This is a genomic window from Agriterribacter sp., from assembly GCF_035497235.1.
Classification (GTDB): domain Bacteria; phylum Bacteroidota; class Bacteroidia; order Chitinophagales; family Chitinophagaceae; genus Agriterribacter.
On sequence record NZ_DATJEB010000052.1, the window covers coordinates 17,892 to 33,846 of the forward strand.

Sequence of the window (15,955 nt, forward strand, 5' to 3'; positions counted from 1 at the left end):
AGAAAAGGACTAACGGATAAGTAAAAATTTGTAAAAAAATACCGGTTTGCCTGTACATCTACGATTTTACGCCTGTGGGCGTGTGTTGTCAACCGGGGATAGGTGACGCTCAAGCTATAATGCTCCTGAAGAGATTGGCAACCTCGCAATTTATCAGCTTCCCTGCACAGCAATAACGAGAATGAGCAGCGCAGCAGGTGAGATCATACTCCGCAGAAGGGTGATCCCGTTTTTTTTATGCGATTTTATGGTGGATACCGCAAGCTTCATTTCCTGTGCGGTTTCGGCAACTGTTTTACCTTCAATATACAATTTGGTGAACACTATGCTGCTTTGGGGCGGCAGCTTTTTAATGGCGGTATACAATTCTTCTATTACTTCGGCTTGAATAATCTTTTCCAGCACACACGATTCTGTTATATCTTCAGCCTGTACCCTGTTCCATTCCTGTTCGGCGCCGCGTTGCTGCACTTCCAGCCATCGCAGGCAGGCGTTGCGGACAGCGGTATAGCAATAGCTTTTCAGGGCTGCCGCATGTTCCATGGCATTTCTTTTCTCCCAAACCTTCAGCAATGATTCGCTCACAATATCTTCCGCGGCAGCGGTATCATGAACAAAACGAGTGGCAAAATAACAAAGCATAGAAAAGTTATTTTTAAAAAACTCTTCTAAAAGATGAATATCCTTATTCGGAAATTTAGTAGTATTTAAAAATCTCCCGGCCATAGCAATAATCCTAAAGATAATAAATAATGACGAATACGTCATTGTTAAAGCGTTGCCTACTTCCCACCTTCATTCACGAATGGCACAGCTTAGAGATAAAATATTACTTAAAAGGATTGCAATTGTAATAAAAGAACTCCGTGAAAACGAAGGACTCACCCAGGAAGCTGTGTACAATGATACCAATATTCATATTGGCCGGATTGAAACAGCGAAGGCAAACCTGAGCGTTAGCACCTTATCCGCCATATGTAAGTATTTTAAAATTTCCTTGTCAGATTTTCTCAAAAAAGCAGAAAGGTTGTAAAATCTATCAGCACAAAAGGTTGATTATGGCTGTACATGTGCGTACCATATTATATACATTTCGGACTCACCGCAATTGGTCTCAGCAGGAGGTTGCCGGTGAACTGGAGATATCTCCGGGTGAATATGAAGCCATTGAAGCCGGAGCAGAAAACGTAGATAATGATATAGCGCAAAAGCTTTCTCAATTATATAATGCACCTTCTGCGTTGTTTTTCCCGAACAATTCATCTTCTCACATTAATTTTGAATATACGCATACCACGCTTAACAGCAGCAATGCCTATGTGCATAACCTGTACCAGAATGACATCCGGGTAGTTGAAATGCTAATGACAGCCAAGGAGGACGAAATTAAGTTCCTGAAAAAAGAAATCAAACGGCTTCAGGATCAGAACAGTCAATTATTAGTCCGCTTACTGGGATCGGAATAAGCGTTATATCCCGCCAAAACTTTTTTTTGCAAAATGAGCCGACAATATCCACACTATTTGAATGATTATTTACAGCGCGTACAGCTTATACCATTATTTTCTTCCTAAAGCTTTAATCAACTCTTTATTCTGCTGGCGCAGGTATTCAATCTCTTCCTTAAGTGAATTAATTTCAGACATATTCCCGGGCTGCCGGTAATCATTTTCAACCTGATTAAGATACGCGATATTAGAATTGTCGAATTTAGGCTGATGGAATGTAATAACAGGTATTGCCTCAGACAGCAAATCACCAATACCAACATTATAAAATTCCGCCAATTTCTGCGCCTGTTCAGCAGTAAGGCTTTTGGGATCACGCTCCAGGCGGCTATAGGTATTTTGACTTATGCCCAGCACATCTGCAATTTCTTCCTGCTTGTAGCCTTTTACTTCTCTTAATATTTTTAAAGTGGTGGTTGCCATATAAAATTATTGGATAAAGATATAAAAAAACGAATACGTCAACCAGGATAAAATATTTAACTGTTTGACAGCACCGGTTCCTAACAACCGGCAACCACAGGATAACAGCCTTAAATTACGGATACAAAATCCTTTATTAAATTTTTGTAATCAGGCAATTGGCGCCATCTTCGTTTTCCGCAATACAGGTCTGCACAAACCATCATCCCCGTTCTTCCGCATACCGGGGGCATTACGCTACTTTTTCAACTTAATTAACTATGCCAGTTAAATTTATATGGGGTATGGCATGCCTGCTGTGCAGCAGCCTGTATGCTCAAACCTTACGCCCGCTTCAATTAAATGAAACCATTCCCGTTGTTCAATATACCTATGCTTTTAATGATATGGTGGGTGCCGCCCTCCTTCCCGATAACAGCGGCAGGCTTACCATCCTCGATTTCTGGGCCACCTGGTGCAGCTCCTGCATTAAAGCTTTCCCCAAAATGGAAACGCTTCAGGATGAATTTAAAGACAGGTTGCAGGTGGTACTGGTCAACACCAGGAATTCGGGAGATGATACGATAAAGGTCAACCGCTTTTTTAAAAAATGGCAAGAACGAACCGGAAAGCCCCTACGCCTGCGTTCGGTGGTGAACGACAGCATATTTGGCGCGCTGTTCCCGCATAACCTTATTCCGCATTATGTATGGATCAACAGTACTGGCAAAGTGATCGCTACCACTTCCGCCGAACAGGTTACTGCTGCCAGTATAAGGGCGGTGCTTGATGGTGTGGAAGTAGCCTTTCCGATGAAAAGAGACCAGGACAGAGATAGACCTTTGTTTACCAATACTGATTTGCCTGTTGGGCAGATGCTTCGGTATTCGATATTGCTGAAAGGAAGATTTGACGGGCTGGGCAGCGGCAATCGCCTGCATCGAACGGGTAATCTACTACACGGTCATGCCATTACCAACACACCACTGGTAGAAATGTATAAAACAATTTTCCGGGAGATGTTCAGGGAGTTTACCAATAACAAACTCATGCTTGATGTAAAAGACCCTAGCCTATTGATTGCTCCACCACCCAGCGAACAGCGCGATAAATGGAACAGAGTAAATATGTACAGCCTTGATGTAATTGTGCCGGTAAATCAATCAGACAGTCTTTATCCTTATATGTTGCATGAATTGAACCGTTATTCAGAGTATTATGGTCAAATGGAAAAAAGAAAGCTTACCTGTATGGCATTGGTTTCTACTGACAAAAACAATAAACTTAAAACCAAGGGTGGAAAAACAGAAAGCAGGCTGTTTAGTGAAGACAATCCTTATTTAAAAAATGCTGAGATCCGCTATCTTATATCAAGGCTGAACAATTGCCCCGCGATAACGTTGCCTGTGCTCAATGAAACCGGGTACACGGGTAATGTTGATATTGATTTCCTCGATGGGTTCACCGACATTAAAAAGATACGCAAAAGACTTCAGCAGTTTGGACTGGATCTACAGGAAGCAGAACGAACGATAGAGGTGTTTGTGATAAAGGATAAGTGAGCGGTGAATTCAGTAAAGTACCTGAGAGCTTTTGAGTCGAGGCGAAGTCTTCATATAAAGGACATGTGTGCTGCTACGACTCCTCCGGGTCTCGCCGGGGGCTCAGCTTGCACGGGATAACAAAATTATTAAGGCCCGTCGGAACAATAAAATACCAGTATCATGTAACCAAACAGCCCGGATATTTTACCCGGGCTGTTTGACAAAGCTTTACTATATCTTTCAACTCTTATTGCTTGATCAATTTTATTACACGCACATGTTTTCTTCCAACTATTAATTGTATTGTGTAATACCCAGCAGGCAGATTAGCTATATTTATAACTCTACTCATAGGGCTTTCCCCATCCTTATTGAAAAATTGTTGTGATAGTCTTTGTCCCTGCATATTACGCAGGGTTAAACTTGACCATCCCTTTTCCCTGCCTGTGATCCATACCTTAACTTGATTATTTGCTGGATTAGGACTAAGTGTTATGTCAAGTGAAGTATTCGATGTATCAGGTTTGGGAATAGTAGTATTGTTTCCTGTTTTTTGCATTATCCTTGGGGAGTATGGGATTCTCGTGTATGACAACATCCATTCGTATACATTAACGCTGTCCATTTTGAAAGAAGGATCGTAAGTTCGTGTCCATGAATCACGACCATACAGTCCACCGCTGTCGAGAATGTTTAGTTTCGCAAGAGGAGTGGGGTTGTGTGAATTCACATAATTTGTTATTGTCTTTAATGTAGACGGTTGAGATGTAGTTGTATCGTTATAATTACCGAGTATCCATAATGGCAGGTTTGAAGCAGCTATGACTGCTGCTCTCGGACTAAATGGACTAACGATATTTGGACTAACCAAAAGCATTGCTGCTAAACGATCTGCGTAGTTCAAAGAATCTCCTGCATATTGCCAGGCAAATTTTCCTCCCATGCTCAATGCGGTAAGATATATTCTTTGGGTATCAACTCTATATTTGGTGATACATGAGTCAATTAAGGCTTTAATTTGATTCGAATTAATGGCTCCCGCCCCACTTTTAAGTTGGGGAGAAATTACTATAAATGAGAACTTTTCTCCGTTTACCTCAACACTGGCAGGAAATGTTCCATTTGCTATACGCTCTGGTAAAGTGGTGCCGCTTTCATTATTCAGTATTCTGGGTAACTGTGCAAGAGACCCATCTCCAAGAGCTGCCGAACCGTGAATAAATATCAGAAGTGGGAATTTCTTACTGCTATCCTTATTATAGAGTACGGGCAATGACTCATAATATCCTCCAATATTGCTGTGAATATTTTGTACTACAGGTGTTTGGGTTTGCGTACTGATTACAACAGTATCTTTCGCTGTCGTAGCATTGGTATGTGTAACAGTTAATTCAAACGTATAAGTACCGGCAGTGATTCCGGTAATGGTAGTTATTGGATTTGTTGCCGAAACAATAGTGCAGGAGGGACCGGAAAGCTTTACCCAACTGTAACCTGAAATTCTTCCACTTCTTGCCATGGATTTTTCTCCGCTAAGCGTAATCGTACTGTCCTGAGGTAAGGTAATTGCCTGGTCCTGACCTGCATTTGCTATCAGTTTCCTGTTAGTATACTGAAGCATCCATTGATATACATTTAACCCCCGTACACTATCAATGATATTTACAGGATTATACGCCTTAGTCCACGCATCATGGCCGGATGCATTAAAAATAGTTAATTTAGCCAGCGGAGAGGGTGGCGTACTGGCACTATTTAATAAATTTACAAGATTAATGGACCTGCTGGATGGCACTGTTGGATCTGAAATATTGTGAATAGCCCAGGTGGGAAGGTTTGATGCAGCCACCCTGTTTGCTTCACTTTGTGTTGCTGTTGCAGCCTGGGAAACTAATACTACAGCAGCGAGGCTATCGGCAGTTGTTGTTGCTGCCGATGCTTCGTACCAACTCATTCTACCACCAAAACTTAACCCTGTTAAATAAATACGTTCTTCATCAATCCTGTATAGAGCTTTACAGCGATTGATTAAAGCTGCAATAGCACGGTTAATAACAGGAACCGATGTTTGATTATTTGTTACCGAAGAACTTATCTGTGGTGAAATAACAATAAAGGAGTATTCTTTTTCATCCATTAAGAATGAAGCAGGGAAATTTCCTTCATTAATTAATTTAGGTACGCCGCTAGTTAAAAGCTTTGGAAGGACAGACGAAGATCCATTACCTTTTTCACCAGCTCCGTGTAAAAAAATGATGAGAGGAAATTTTCTAGTTGTATCTATGTTGTAATTAACAGGTAAAGATTCATAATAACCTCCTATTGCGCTGTCTAAATAAGGAGACAATGGCGCATATCTTGGCGTTTGAGTTTGTTGCGAATATGAATAGGATGATAATAAAGTGCAGGAAATGAAAATTAAATAATTCGATACCCTAAAGCGAATCAGAGGATAAAAAAAGTGTCTCATAAATTTGAATTGATAAGGTTATAAAAAGTATTAATATCAAAACGGTTTTCGTTATCCGCGGTATTTCTTCCAGAAAAATCTTGTGAGCGGAAGAGGAGCATTGCGGGTTATCAGAGGGACGAAATATTAAGGTGAATAAATATAATACTTTTTTAAGCAATATGATCTTTAATGCTTAGAAGTTCTTTAAGATCAGCTTTTAAATGCTGTGCTGAGCTATTTCACGGCAATCTCAACTGTACATCTTTTTTATTTCATGCGGCGCGGCCTGGTCTTTACGGAAATAACATGCACGCTGCTATGGCACGTTCACCCATCCGATCGTAGTGAAAACAGACTCCTCCTTCATCAGAGTGACTGATAGAAAAATAAAAGTTCGACAATGTTGTTGTACTCAGTATTGATTCTACAGCTTGTTACGCTGAAGTATGAATCGTCTGCCTGTAGTAACATAGTATAATTTGTTCTTTATGGTTTTAAGCACACAATAGCACTCAACCCTTCTTTGCGCTTTGTACTCATTCAAGATTGGCTTACCTGCTAAAGCTGTACACCAACGACATACCTGCTTCATGATTTTGATAATAAGGTGTTATCAATGTATTAACGGCCTTATGCTTAAGCAGGTTTCTTTTAATAATGGGGTATATCCAGTAGCATACTTTGGCTGACAGCATACCGATACCGCGCCGGGTAAAATAATCCTGAACCAATGCCGGTTATTATACATCCGTAAAATGGCTGTTGCGGTAGCCGGGCAGCAGGGTTTGCACCAGCTTAACGAGTTCCTTTTCATCGTATCGTGAAATAAAGGAAGGCGCTTCACCGGCATCCTGGCTGTTGGCATCGAATGTTGCTACCACCTATAGTTTCGATGATTTGTTACATAAATAAGATATACATCCTCTAAAAATGGTTGGGCAACTCCTGCCTTTTCAGAACAATAGTTTAGCTACAAGATTGCGTACAAACACTGAAGACATTCTGAATCAAACCCTAAAATGAACAGCAACAGGAAAGATACTTATAGCTGTTTCGCGTTAGTTCCGTTTTTTCCATGTATATCATAAGATAAAAAGGCTTTGGATGTTTCATATTGTGCATCACAGCGATGCTGTGGTAGATGTGTCTACAATATTTAGGGAACATCCCGGAGAAAATATTATCCGCCTGGGTTTTACCCTGCTATGGGTTTTTCTGAGATGATACCAACACCTTCCTGCCGCTGCTTAAGCTTCCATTTGGCCGCTACGGGAAAACGCGTACAAGTGAATGGTGAAATTGTTATTCTTTTTTTAGCGCCTTACCCGGGCAAGTATGATAGGCGCCTTTTGGAAAAACCAATATAGCAGATTTGTAATTACGGCAGGCTTTGATTGCCTGTTGAATACACTTGGTAACATCAGGCGTACTATCAGGCACTTCTCCAAAATGAGCTATGGAAACTTTTTGCTGCGCCGGTAAATAATTACAACAGCCCGGCAACAGCAGGAAAAAGAATACAGGCTGGTTTTTCCATTTTATTTTTTTATTAGTTTTTCATTTTCATACACTCCTTCATACGTTTTCTTCCCGGGAATATTCAGTTTAAAATGCACATCCCATTCTTTTGGCCAGGCAGGCAGCAATATAATATTTTCATCTTCATATTGCAGCAACATTCTCTGCAGCGCTATCATTGCTACACTACCGTGGCATTGATCCGGTGTCCAGTCATAATTAGGGCCCCAGAATGCGGGGAAGCGAAAATTTTCATCATAAGTGGAAAAGCTTTCCACAATCATTTTTTTAGCTTCTTTCGTTAACCCCAGGTAAGCCGACTGTATGGAATTTTGCTGCCAGCCTCCGTTTTCAAAATGTACTTTCGATGTAAAGGTTCTTTTGGCCATATCCAAACCAGGCTTGCCTAATCCATAAACCCTGTAAGGAAATACTGCATACATTTCAGGATTTTCTACATTGGCTTTGTTGCTGTATTCATGAGCAGGCGCCAACAGGGGTTTTCCTTCAATTGTGCGAAGCGGAACTGAAGGAAGATCATTAATCAAATTTTTCCACTCCACTCTTCTTTCACTGTTTACAAATAGCGCTGGCAATGCCAGCATTTTTTCAGCCACCTTACGGATACCCACTATCTCAGGCAACGGATTCACCGCTGTGTGATAAGTTTCAAGTGAATGAGAAGGATCAAACAATATTTTGCCATCGCTGCCCCGCTTCCAGTGCTGGTTATAAAAGGTGAGTATCTCCGATACAAAAGGAATTAAAGTATCCTCAGCGAACGCATTGCTTTTGGTGAAGGAATAATAATCGGCCATCATCAGCGAAAGCTCTAACCCGCTTTGCCAGTAATACCGGATATAGGGATTGTTGGTATATCCATCGGGCACACTGTCCCGGTTACAACCGTAATCGCTGTCGGCGTAGGTGCCCCAGAAATTCATGGTCTCTGGAAAAAACGCCCCATCGTGGTTATAATATTTTTTAGTGGCTGCTTTTCGCAGTGGCAAAGCCTCCATATACATGTTAAACAAAGGCCGCATCAAATCAAAATCGCCGGAGGCAATCATGCTCCAATACGGTAATCTTGTATTCTGCCACCAGTAACATCCTCCCCAGTTACGAAAATCGGCATCGTATCCGCTGTACTGGCCTTTTCGATTATAGGTATCTGTGGTAAAAATGCTTCCGTTGAACTTAATGGGCGAATGACCCCGCCCGGAACAGGCATTAATGAACCGCTGAAGAATGTATCCCTGTGTTACGATTTGAGCTTCTTTATCAGCAGCCGCATCTTTCGATGAAATAAAAACGTAAGAACGATCCCAAAAATCTTTCCACCATTTTTTATGTGCAGCCATCCGCTTTTGCATATTCATTACCTGTATAAATGATGCCTGATTTTCCACCTGTTGCCGCCAACTATCAACCGTACCCGTTTGTGTAAGCGGGAAAACCTGTATCTGCAAATTTTTAGCAGCATTGCCGCTTACCAATACCGTATCGGAAAGATTGCGCAAACCCGTGCCCGCAACCATCACACCATAATTGCGGTGCAGGAGCGGGTCGGCCATTCCATTTTTAAAACCGGAAAGCGACTGTACCCTCAGCCCTTCTTCAAAAATAGAATAGGTATTGTGATGAAGAGACAAAATTTTATTTCGATTTCCTTCGATAATCATATCGGCATCCTGGAAAACATCTTCCCGGCAATCTTTCGACCACTGATTGGGACCTAATCCCCAAACCGAATTTCCCTCCTGGCCCGGAATGGGACGTTTTTCTTTTCTCCAGTTTTCATAAGTCACTTTTACCTGCACGGGTGTTTTGCTGGTAATACCGGTCTGTATCACGGGGTGATTGGCATCTATCCAAAACCGGATTTTGGTATCGCCGTAGCTTACAAGTATTTCTCCATTTTCCAGTTTCAATTCCTGTGAAAATGTTTTTTCATTGTAAGGGTTGGGCGTAAGGGATACCACCACTTTACCGAGTTTCAGCAGGCGGCCTATTTCGCTCCATGCATCGGTCTTCGAAATATAAAACGCCAGGTCGCCGTTTTTCTCTACCCACACATTAGCGCCAATATCGCCGTTGCCGATAGGCATGGAGCCTTGTGCATTAACGCCGGGAGTAGTCCAGCGAACATTGTAATCGTTTAGTTTACTTTTCTGTGCTGATAACAATTGCGGAATGAACAAGGCGCTCAGCATTATCAGGAAAAAGGAGTTTTTTACTTTCATATCAATGAGATTAATCAATTAAAGAATCTGAAACTATCCAGCAGTATATCCTGGCGGAATACAAAAAATATTGTATGAACGCCTGTAACAGGTTTTATGTTTGCCTGGATTTCTCCGGCGTTAATGCTGCCTATCAGCTCTCCGTCTGGAGCGTTCAAACGTATTTCAAACAAAACTTTTCCGCCCATACCAGGGTTAGCCGGTGTTACGCTGCATAGAAACTTACTGAATCCTTTCTTCCCAAAATCAATATTCTCATATTTTGCCCAGGCACCCCACTTCATTTTATAAATTCCGGTGGAACCCGAAGAACGCAAATCTTTCATCCGGTTGTAATCCTCGGCCTGTATCAGCGAACCGGCATCAATAGGTAATTGCGTTTCAAAGGGAAAACCGGGAAGCAAACCGATACTGTCATAATTGACAGAAGAAAAACCAATAGCAGCAACAGGCGAATTGGCTTTAAAGCGATAATCTTTATAAGTAATATTCCATTGTTCATTTTTTTTATCGAATAAGGGGTCGGCTCCTACAGAATGAATATCCCATCCATATTTTTTTATTGTATCCAACTGACGGTAGCCGGGATAAATAAGATTAGAATCCACTTGTGCAAATACTTTTTGATTACTCACCATTTGCTCATTGAAGGCATTTTTATAATATCCGTGGAAACTTTTTCCAAATGAATTTTTATCCACATCATACAGCATCTCGCCGGAATGATAAAAGATGTTCTTCCGCATAATGTTGTTCATTGCCGGTTCTGCATAAGGCGTCATAGTAGCCGCCCTGCCAATGGCATTGTCTGCAAAAATATTATTTGATACCTCTTGCTGTATGGACTTTACCATGACGGCTCCTGTTGCCATTCCTCCCTTCAGTTCAAAAACAATGTTGTTTTTTAGTGTAACGAAATCGCTGGCATCATCTGTAAAAAGGCCGTGCGCCCAGCCGTCCCAGTCCACACTCTGGTCAATATCATGAATAGCATTATTATCCCATACATTTCCACTTCCGCCTCCCCAGGATTCTATGGCACCAAAATCGAAACTGCTGCGGCATACATTGTAAATTTCATTAAAACCTATATAATTATTGCGGCAGTGAATAACATCGTAATGATTACTGTAGTTAAATCCTTTTCCAAAAAGTTGCGGGTTGGCAACAAGGATACTGTTGCAAATACCTTTGTAAGAAATTCCATAACGGGGCATATCCCTGATTACATTGTGCGTAATGCGGTTGTCGCCACTTTGAAAAAGCTGGATGCCGCAACCTCCACCAACAGAAATACCGCACTGGAAAATATAATTGTTAGAGAAATTATGCTGCTTGTTAATATATGCATTCACGCCATCTGCCCCGCCTTCGCCAGGCATATAACTGTTGGCATAAATACCGCAAAAACCGGCATAAGAAATACGACAGCCCCATACTGTACAGGATTCACTTTTGTTGTTGATATAAACAGCACTGTGCCCTGCCCCGTTGATGTCGCAATACTTTATGGAAATATTTTTAGCGTTTTCAATATAGATCAATCCTTCCTGCAAATGCGTTGGCATGGTGGCATGTTTCTCACCTTCAAAAATGCGCCAGGCATTGGTAAAGTTTGAACCGCAGAAATATAAATTTTCAAATGAAAGGTTTTGTATCAATTCCCTTGTTGAACGTCCTTTTACTTCAATGACTCTTTCGGTTGCAGGGGCAAGTATTAAACGCCTGTTGATGTCAGACCTGGAAGAGGGATAATAATAAACGGAATCGTTTTTTACACACCATTCATTTTCTGCATCTAACAATTCCGGTACACCCTGTATGTAAACCCGGCCGTTAAGCCCTCCAAAATTTTTTGAACCGGGATCAACAGTAAGCAGCAGTTTGTCTTTATTAAAATCTTCAACAGCTCTCAACTCGGCAAACCAGTTGCTGCCAATCCAGCCATAAATCTGCGCATTGGAGAAATCGTAATTCTTCCAGTATGCGGGTACTTGTAAACTGGTATTGCTAACCGTTTTTAATCCTTTCCCAAATCCTTCGCCGGCGTTCGGATAGCGGGCAAGTACAGCACTTTGTCCATTATCAAAAAGGCGGTAAAATTTTTTTCCCAGCAACTGCCGGGGAAGCTTTGCCCGGTAAATATTGCCTTTATATTTCCGCCAGTCTGAAATAGGAATACCTCCATTGATAATGGCTTTTTCATTTTGATACCCGGCATATTTTACCATCGCATTCGCCGCTCCATCACGGTCATCGAATGCGATGGTCTTGTCTGCAAAATAATTACCGCCTCTCAGAAACACCGTAATATGGCCTGCCGAATTTTTTGATAAGATTATCCTGACAGCATCTCTTGCCTTTTCAATGGTTCGGAAAGGTTTTGCTATTGTACCTGCATTGGCATCATTACCGTTGGAGGAAACGAAATACTCAATTGACTGAGCCTGCACGGCCATGGGGCTTAACATGAAAAGCGGTAATAAAAAAACTATCGCTCTCCCGATCTTATTTAATTGTAGTAACATAGTCATAACTTATTTGAGCATTATTTATTCTAATCGAACAACGGAAGCTTTTCTTTTAACACGCTATGGCATACCAGACAAACAATTCAATAACCTGTAAATACCCGTTGTTATAAACCCAATTCATAGTTTTTGTTCCTTACTTTAATGCCGGCAGTTTAACGGTTTTTGTTTCTCCTGCTTTTACCTGCACCAGCGGGCAACGGGAAATAAATCCCTGCGGATAGCTTTTTGCAGGATTATTGTCTATAAATACCCGCACAGAAGCATCAAACTTTGTAGGGTTGGTAACAATCAGGTGCTCTCCAGACAGTTTTGCCTGCACATGATCAAAAGTCACTATTTCTTTTTTTGCAGGATTAATGTAGATGCCGGGTATCTCTGCAACCGTAAGCATAGCGGCTACCTGCGCCCATGTGTTACCATAAAAAATATTGCCAATATCTTCTTTCCCTTCCCAGTCGCTCAGATTCACCCTTTCATTAATCCATCCTACATGCTGATCCTTAATAGGCCGGTCGGCACGGGCAATGTATTGCATGATATTATGCGCCACATCGTAAAGCATGCCGAGATATAATTTATTACCTGTAGCGCGGTACAGTTTTAACAGGCAATCACCCGATGCCGTACAAATCCCCGGCCCGCCATGCTTGTTTTGCGTATTGGCCCATACGGCTCCGGTAGTTTTCATATCCAATTGTCCAAACAAAGCAGCAGATGGAAATTGATAATCGTATGTTACCATCCATGTGGAACATAACCCGGCTGCATCTTCGGCATATTTTAGCCATTCTTTTTCTTTAGTGATTTCGTAAAGCGTTACAAACGACTCAAGCATGGCAAAAGCAGATTCGGCATCGTTGTTTTGCAGAATTTCCCCTGGTCCGCCGCAGGAAATGCCTTTCACCGTAAAGTTGTTGTAATAATAACGCGCCGCTTCTTTTGCCACTGCCAGCCATTGCTGCTTATTTTCAAATTTTGATGCCAATGCCAGACCGGCTATTGCCATTGCAGCGCTATTGCTTCCGCCTACTTTAATTTCACCGGTTTCAATATCCACAAACTGGCCAAACTGGTGATATTCGTTCCACAACTTTATAAAAGCATCTGCCTGTTTTTGCAAAGGGGCTTTCCAGTCAGCCGGCATCTGCCAGTTGCGGTTTTTGTTTTTTTGTGAAAAAGCATATTTGTATACAAAATAAAGTGCATCGGCATTTTTGCGCAACAGGTGCAGGTTATCGGGATGTGGAGTTCCAAAACAATCGCTCACCCAATTCTTTCCATCGCCACAGCCATAGAACAAACCGCTTTTTGACTGGGTTTGCGTTAATATTTTTTGATAGTTTTTGTAGGCTCTCCCTGCGGAGCTATCACTGCCTGTTTCGCTGAGCGGCAAGGTCACCATTAATCCGCCCACCCAGCCAAGCTGCCAGTGCATGTTGATACTTTCCCCGCCCAATGTATAAATACTGTCTTTCGCATCCCACCACTCGTTCTCCTGCCTTTCCATCAACTCAAAAGCCTTGCTGAACGGAAGCTGGTCCACACGGGTTTGTGTGCCATAAGCCTTGCGGATGCTTAGGAATTTATTATTTAAATCTTTGGGTGAAGAAAGATCGTTGAATGTGTACACTTTGTAACGGATCGTAACCTTCTCTCCCGTTTTTAAATCTGCACCTGTTTCATTTGATGGAGACAGGTTAGTCATAGAATAATACAGTTTTCTTACAGAAGGGGCGGCAATTGTAAACACGGCTTCGGTACGGCTTTCATTTTCTTTAAACACAAAAACACTGTTGCCCAGTTCCGTTGCCTGCTCTGTGAGTATCCAGATACCTTTTTTCGTTTTGGGAAAATAAATACCGATGGCGGGGGTTGACATATCGCCGGTATTCAAATCCATCCTTGATTCGCCCGCATATTTATTTAAACGGGGAACGTTAGTAATGGTTACAGGAAGATGCTTGTTATAATCTTTTGATTTAAATAATGGCGCATACGGATAGTTGAGTACATCAAAACGATTGCCATTGTAAGCCGCAGAAGGCACAATGACATAGTTATCCGTTGACCAGTTATTAAATAAAAAGCTGATAGCCGCCCCTGCTTTTACAGCATTTCCTTTTGTTACATGAAAAGAATAAACCGATTCATTGCCCATTGCAGTACCGCTGCTTCTTTTACATTCCCATTCGGCGCCATCGAATGAAACAACGGAACGATTGTTTTGAAACTGAAATAATTGTTGCCTCACCGGGTTGCTGCCATTATACCTGAACACCCCGGCACTAACGGTTATGCCTATTGCCGGATTTTGTCCAAAAGACTGAAATGTAATCAGCATTCCTATGGCAAAAATCTGTATTTTATTCATAAAGTTTTATTTGAGTATTTATAGATGGAACAAGATTGTGAATCTTCAAAGCCAGGATTTCAGGGTTCTTTAAAAATAGGTGGATCTGGTGCATCAAAATGGGTGGCCGGTTTCAACGGTTCTTCCAAAGGAACACCTGTTTTCTTTTGTCGTGAAGGGGAATAGTTTTTTATCATCACGAAAAATTTTGTACAACCAATCAGGAAATAGTTTGAAACTCAAAAATGGTGGTTGCCTGATACAACTCCCCCGGCAGCAAAACCACATTCGGAAAATGAGCATGGTTGGGCGCATCGGGAAAAGCCTGTGTTTCCAGTGCAATAGCGCCGTGTTGCCGATAAAGCTTTCCCTGTGCGCCTGTCAGTGTTCCATCCCACCAGTTGGCAGTATAAATATGAACGCCGGGACTGTTTGAATAAACCTTCAACACCCGCCCGGATGAAGGATCTGACAACGCTGCTGCGCAAGCCAAATTTCCGTTTTTCGTGTTCAATACAAAATCATGGTCGTACCCTATATCTTCTGCAAGCTGCCCGATATGCTCTCCGATTCTTTTGGGCAATATAAAATCAAACACCGTATCCTTTACAGGGGCGATTTCTCCCGTAGGAATATTATTTGAATTTTTAACAAGATAGCCATCGGCGAATATCTGCAACCGGTGGTTGATTATGCTTCCATCGTCAAAACCGGAAAGATTAAAATAAGTGTGATTGGTAAGGTTCACAATCGTAGGCATATCCGTTTCGGCAAAAAAGAAAATGCACAGACCCGCATGATCCAGTAAATATTTCACCGTTACTTTCAGGTTTCCCGGATAGCCTTCTTCGCCATCCTTACTCAGATAAAATAATTCCACGCCAACTTTATCGTTTTCGCTAATGATCGCTTTTATTTCCCAAAGCTGTCTGTGAAATCCTCCCGGTCCTCCGTGCAGGTGGTTCAGCCCATCGTTGATGGACAATTGGTATTCCCTGCCATTGAGATAAAATTTGCCATTCGCAATGCGGTTGGCAAACCTGCCAATGAAGCAGCCAATGTAAGGATGATTGCTGAGATAAGGTTGCAGCGAAGAAAATCCGGCTGTAATATTTTTTTTGTTTCCCGAAACATCAGGTGTATCAATGGAAACGATCGTTGCACCGTAATTTGTAATGGTTACATCAACAACGCCATTGCTCATACAGATGAGCGAAGCAATGCCTTGCTGTGTTTTTCCAAATGCAGTAACATCAATATTAAATTTATTCATGCTTATAAGATATTAAAACGAACGGTGCTATTGATTCATAATTTCTTAAGGAACCGTAGCCTTCCTGCTTCATATAAGGCAACACTTCCCGGCTGCATAAGACAGGCGCCCTGAGACTTACGCTTAATACT

Annotated in this window: 11 protein-coding genes; 3 read left to right on the plus strand and 8 right to left on the minus strand. The window is 41.7% G+C overall.

The genetic code is table 11. The annotated features are described in order from the left end of the window. Positions 1-153: 153 nt before the first annotated feature. On the minus strand, positions 154-768 hold the full coding sequence (locus VL121_RS18370; RefSeq protein WP_325408067.1) for a sigma-70 family RNA polymerase sigma factor: 615 nt from the start codon (positions 766-768) through the stop codon (positions 154-156). Positions 769-805: 37 nt separating this feature from the next. Between VL121_RS18370 and VL121_RS21760 the strand changes: the two genes are divergently transcribed. After that, a complete protein-coding gene (locus VL121_RS21760; protein WP_414635430.1) occupies positions 806-1,033 on the plus strand; it encodes a helix-turn-helix domain-containing protein in 228 nt (75 codons plus the stop codon). Positions 1,034-1,058: 25 nt separating this feature from the next. Next, a complete protein-coding gene (locus VL121_RS18375) occupies positions 1,059-1,466 on the plus strand; it encodes a helix-turn-helix transcriptional regulator (protein ID WP_325408068.1) in 408 nt (135 codons plus the stop codon). Between the two features lie 93 nt (positions 1,467-1,559). On the opposite strand, the gene VL121_RS18380 is transcribed toward VL121_RS18375, so the two are convergent. Continuing rightward, positions 1,560-1,931: a helix-turn-helix domain-containing protein gene (locus VL121_RS18380; protein WP_325408069.1), complete on the minus strand. Its 372-nt coding sequence runs from the start codon at positions 1,929-1,931 to the stop codon at positions 1,560-1,562. Between the two features lie 260 nt (positions 1,932-2,191). Here VL121_RS18380 and VL121_RS18385 point away from each other — a divergent pair, with 260 nt between their 5' ends. Next, complete coding sequence (locus VL121_RS18385; RefSeq protein WP_325408070.1) at positions 2,192-3,472, plus strand: TlpA family protein disulfide reductase; 1,281 nt, start codon at positions 2,192-2,194, stop codon at positions 3,470-3,472. 229 nt (positions 3,473-3,701) lie between these two features. On the opposite strand, the gene VL121_RS18390 is transcribed toward VL121_RS18385, so the two are convergent. The 6 genes from VL121_RS18390 to VL121_RS18415 all read right to left on the minus strand — a co-directional run bounded on the left by VL121_RS18390 (position 3,702) and on the right by VL121_RS18415 (position 15,824). Continuing rightward, positions 3,702-5,924 carry a PKD domain-containing protein gene (locus tag VL121_RS18390; protein WP_325408071.1) on the minus strand — a complete coding sequence of 741 codons (2,223 nt, stop codon included), beginning with the start codon at positions 5,922-5,924 and terminating at the stop codon, positions 3,702-3,704. A 722-nt stretch (positions 5,925-6,646) separates the two neighbouring features. Continuing rightward, the gene (locus tag VL121_RS18395) at positions 6,647-6,787 is read right to left on the minus strand and encodes a hypothetical protein (protein ID WP_325408072.1); all 141 of its coding nucleotides are present in this window, start codon (positions 6,785-6,787) and stop codon (positions 6,647-6,649) included. Between the two features lie 657 nt (positions 6,788-7,444). After that, positions 7,445-9,667, minus strand: coding sequence for a DUF5703 domain-containing protein (locus tag VL121_RS18400; RefSeq protein ID WP_325408073.1), 2,223 nt, complete (start codon positions 9,665-9,667; stop codon positions 7,445-7,447). A 14-nt stretch (positions 9,668-9,681) separates the two neighbouring features. After that, on the minus strand, positions 9,682-12,195 hold the full coding sequence (locus tag VL121_RS18405) for a right-handed parallel beta-helix repeat-containing protein (protein ID WP_325408074.1): 2,514 nt from the start codon (positions 12,193-12,195) through the stop codon (positions 9,682-9,684). 139 nt (positions 12,196-12,334) lie between these two features. After that, positions 12,335-14,572, minus strand: coding sequence for an AGE family epimerase/isomerase (locus VL121_RS18410; protein ID WP_325408075.1), 2,238 nt, complete (start codon positions 14,570-14,572; stop codon positions 12,335-12,337). A gap of 199 nt (positions 14,573-14,771) precedes the next feature. Beyond that, positions 14,772-15,824 carry an aldose epimerase family protein gene (locus VL121_RS18415; protein ID WP_325408076.1) on the minus strand — a complete coding sequence of 351 codons (1,053 nt, stop codon included), beginning with the start codon at positions 15,822-15,824 and terminating at the stop codon, positions 14,772-14,774. Between the last annotated feature and the right edge of the window lie 131 nt (positions 15,825-15,955).

Coding starts and splice junctions, on each gene's coding strand:
- VL121_RS18390 (WP_325408071.1), bottom strand. CDS start 5,924: ATGAGACACTTTTTTTATCCTCTGATTCGCTTTAGGGTATCGAATTAT.
- VL121_RS18375 (WP_325408068.1), top strand. CDS start 1,059: ATGGCTGTACATGTGCGTACCATATTATATACATTTCGGACTCACCGC.
- VL121_RS21760 (WP_414635430.1), top strand. CDS start 806: ATGGCACAGCTTAGAGATAAAATATTACTTAAAAGGATTGCAATTGTA.
- VL121_RS18410 (WP_325408075.1), bottom strand. CDS start 14,572: ATGAATAAAATACAGATTTTTGCCATAGGAATGCTGATTACATTTCAG.
- VL121_RS18380 (WP_325408069.1), bottom strand. CDS start 1,931: ATGGCAACCACCACTTTAAAAATATTAAGAGAAGTAAAAGGCTACAAG.
- VL121_RS18405 (WP_325408074.1), bottom strand. CDS start 12,195: ATGTTACTACAATTAAATAAGATCGGGAGAGCGATAGTTTTTTTATTA.
- VL121_RS18370 (WP_325408067.1), bottom strand. CDS start 768: ATGACGTATTCGTCATTATTTATTATCTTTAGGATTATTGCTATGGCC.
- VL121_RS18400 (WP_325408073.1), bottom strand. CDS start 9,667: ATGAAAGTAAAAAACTCCTTTTTCCTGATAATGCTGAGCGCCTTGTTC.
- VL121_RS18415 (WP_325408076.1), bottom strand. CDS start 15,824: ATGAATAAATTTAATATTGATGTTACTGCATTTGGAAAAACACAGCAA.
- VL121_RS18385 (WP_325408070.1), top strand. CDS start 2,192: ATGCCAGTTAAATTTATATGGGGTATGGCATGCCTGCTGTGCAGCAGC.